The organism is uncultured Pseudoalteromonas sp. (assembly GCF_963922945.1).
Taxonomy (GTDB): Bacteria; Pseudomonadota; Gammaproteobacteria; order Enterobacterales; family Alteromonadaceae; genus Pseudoalteromonas.
Window position 1 is genome coordinate 1 of the sequence record NZ_CAWUKC010000154.1, and the last position, 3237, is coordinate 3237.

The following is a 3237-nucleotide window of genomic DNA, read 5'->3' on the forward strand; positions in this document are numbered from 1 at the left end:
GAGGTTAGATACCAAGATTCTAAAACTGTGGCCAAAATTAGTTGACCACTACAGACCACTGAAAAAGCTAACGTCCTGTTAACGGGCAAAATTTAGTTGGCTAGAATAAGCGACGAAGAAGCACAAACCAACTGTTTTTTGTCCTTGTTTAACAGTTTGTTAGGGTTACTTAAATCTTACAGTTTTTATATGCATCTTTGTAGTTAGATGAGTTTCTAACCACAAAGTCAAGTTGGATAGTAGTTGCAACAGGTTGTCTATTTGAATTTGTTGATGTTGGAACCCATTTCCATTTTTCAATAGCCCTTGTAGCCTGAATATCAAATACACCTTCAGGAAACGCTTTTATTATTTTAGGGTTAATTGCATTACCACTTGAATCAATAATTAGCGAGAATTCAACGCAACCCGATATTCTTTTGGTGTTAGCCTGTTGGGGGTATTTGGGAGCAATCTTTTTTTTAACTACCCAGTAATCAAGTACAGCTTCTTTATTACCAATTAAATCTAAATGCTCGTTAGAAGAATTTTTTTTTGTAGTTGAGCATCCACTCAAAAGTAAAACTCCAATTGCGAATAAAAATGATACTTTCACGAACTCTCCTTGTAACCCTAACAGTTTATTGAACACCACTTTGGGGGTTTATAACGCCCCAAAGCGGCGCATATTACATTGCTCAATAATTACACTCAATAACTGTAATGTAAACAAGCAATTAGACAGTAGTGAAAAAGCCTTTGTTATGTTGCCCCAAAACGACTTTTAATAATGTTATTGGACAAAGTCAAGATAGCTGTTTATATGCACAGTTTACTCTAAAGGTAAATTTTGCCTTTGTGCATTTAGCCGTATGAGTTAGAGCATTGGCGAGATAAGCGAGCCTTAACATAATGATGAAACAGGCCCGCTGGAGTGTTTATGATAAAACGAATGGGTTAGTGAATTACTTTACATCAAAGTTCACATGATCAAAGTAAGGATTACTCTCACGCGCTTTAAGTAGACTAATTGTAGTGAGCACAATAAGCTTTAGCTCGCCACTTACATTAATAGCAATGCACTCTTGTTTGAGTGCATTGCGTTTTGTATCAGTTGCTACGCCACATAAACTATCACCATTTTTTAACACAAGTTCAATATTCAGCCTGTGCATACAGGCAATCTCTATGTAGTCGTAATGGTTGCAACTGATCATAACATTCTCTTTATATTATTTAGCTGGCTTAAGTAGCATTAAAGTGGCAATAACAATTAAGTTGCCTACATACCATAAATCTTTAATTACAAATTGCCCTAAACGCTCTAATAACGTGCTTGAGCTAAATGCGCCGTTTGCGGTTATTAAAAATGTCTGGGTCATTAAAAATACGCTTAAACACGCTAAACCACTAACAATAATAAGCTTTTTATTATTAAGTAAAATACCCACACCTAAAAGTAGTGCAAATAATACATCAAACCCACCAATTACGTTTGATGCGCCTTGCACGCTAAATACCGTGTATAACCACGACATAAACGGTGAGGTTTCTACTAGGCCTACAATAGCTTTGGCTTCAAACTCATAAAATTTCATGCCGCCAATCCACAGTAACACCATAGCAACCGGTATAAAGTTAAAAAGTACGTGTTGTTTGTCTGTTAGCTTATTTTTATAAAACAAAAATAAATACAAAGGGATAACAGCAAAGTATTTAATAATGCCTTGCCCACTGCCAATAATTGGAAAGCCACCTAACTGAGCCATCCAGCGGTTACTGGCAAATAATGTTAGTAAAGGCACTAAGCTAACAACTGCCGCGAGTATAAGGGCGGGCACCGGTTTTATTAACTTAAAGTGCGCAGCTAAGGTAGCTGCTGCCAACGCAATCATCGCGGTGCCTGTAGCCAAACCTAACATATTGACGCCAAGTAAAGTATCAAGTTTATAAAAACTAAAGGTAGCTATGAGTGTATTTGGGTTTGCACCTAAAGCAAACGATACACCAAGTAATGCAAAGCTGAGTGTAAGTAAAAAGGTGAGTGCTTTATTTGTGTGTGTTATGTTCATTGTGTGCCCATAAAATCTGTAATGGCTTACAAAGACCTTACAAGCCGAGAAAACTATTCACTCAAATTAAAAATAACCATTATCCGCGAAGCCATTAACAGTATTCGCAGTTATGTAGTTACTCTTGATTTTTGAAATCTTTTTTTCTAAAAATAGTTAAGTGCCAACCCCAATGCAGTGAACCTAATCTTAAAAATACAGTGGTAAAAAGTGAGCCTAAAATACACCAAATGTAATCGACTTCTATGGTAAACAGCGCAGCATACACTAAGCCGCCAGCTAAGCAGGCTGAAGCATAAGGCTCGTTTCGCATAACAGAAGGTACTTCGCGGCAAATTACGTCTCGTATTAGGCCGCCAAAAATCCCAGTGGTGATCCCCATTGTTATGGCTATAATCATGCCGGTGCCGTTTATTAGGGATTTTTCTATGCCCATAATATTAAATAATCCCATTCCTATGGCATCGACTAATAAAAAGTAATAGTTGTTTACATGAGGCAAATAGCGCACAAATAATATAGTGGCAATAATAGCGGCATACGCAGAGTAGAGATATTCAGGCGTAGCGACCCAAAATATTGATTTATCTAAGAGTATGTCTCTTAACGTACCACCCCCTAACGCCGTTACCGTAGCTACAACCACAACACCAAAACCACTGATGCTTTTTTCGTAGCCTAATAATGCGCCTGCTACCGCGAAAAATGCCACCCCGAGCAGTCCTAATACAGTAAAATATTCAGCAGTCATGCGCACTCCCTTTAAAAGCTCATAAATACGTGCATCAACTTATATGCCAAAATAATTAGCAAAAGCGAAAAGTGCATTTAAAAATGTTATTTCAAAACAACACGGTAGTAAACGTTTAACGCGGTTGTAGATCAGGCTTAATAAAATGTGATATTTAAAAAGGTAATTATTTTAAAAGTGAGTAGTTTTTACATATTTTTTGTTTTTAGCTGAACTGATTTTTTAAGCGCCCACCAGCCAATTACTAGGCTCATTAATATCCGTACGGGAAAGTAAATAACTGCAGGAATACCAAATAACCAATTGGCAAAGCCCTGCGGCATGACATAAAACGCAACCTGCTTCACCCAATATATAAACTCAACATACTGCGCTAAAAAGTCATTAAGCGATAAGCTCAAAAGTGCTAAATTATTACTGATTAAAACCCATAGT

Annotated in this window: 5 protein-coding genes; all 5 read right to left on the reverse strand. The window is 37.1% G+C overall.

Going from position 1 to position 3237, the window contains the following annotated elements; all coding sequences use genetic code 11:
• Positions 1 to 169 precede the first annotated feature (169 nt).
• Positions 170 to 595 (reverse strand): energy transducer TonB, encoded by a 426-nt coding sequence (locus tag AABI99_RS17790; RefSeq protein WP_256847960.1) that lies wholly within the window; start codon positions 593 to 595, stop codon positions 170 to 172.
• Positions 596 to 944: 349 nt separating this feature from the next.
• A complete protein-coding gene (locus AABI99_RS17795; RefSeq protein ID WP_338367456.1) occupies positions 945 to 1196 on the reverse strand; it encodes a Rho-binding antiterminator in 252 nt (83 codons plus the stop codon).
• 15 nt (positions 1197 to 1211) lie between these two features.
• Entirely contained in the window at positions 1212 to 2051 is an 840-nt protein-coding gene (locus AABI99_RS17800) for a DUF417 family protein (protein WP_338367457.1), read from the reverse strand.
• A gap of 118 nt (positions 2052 to 2169) precedes the next feature.
• The gene (locus tag AABI99_RS17805) at positions 2170 to 2802 is read right to left on the reverse strand and encodes a trimeric intracellular cation channel family protein (RefSeq protein WP_338367458.1); all 633 of its coding nucleotides are present in this window, start codon (positions 2800 to 2802) and stop codon (positions 2170 to 2172) included.
• A gap of 188 nt (positions 2803 to 2990) precedes the next feature.
• Positions 2991 to 3237: hypothetical protein (locus AABI99_RS17810; RefSeq protein WP_338367459.1), on the reverse strand; the 247-nt coding region annotated here is incomplete at its 5' end.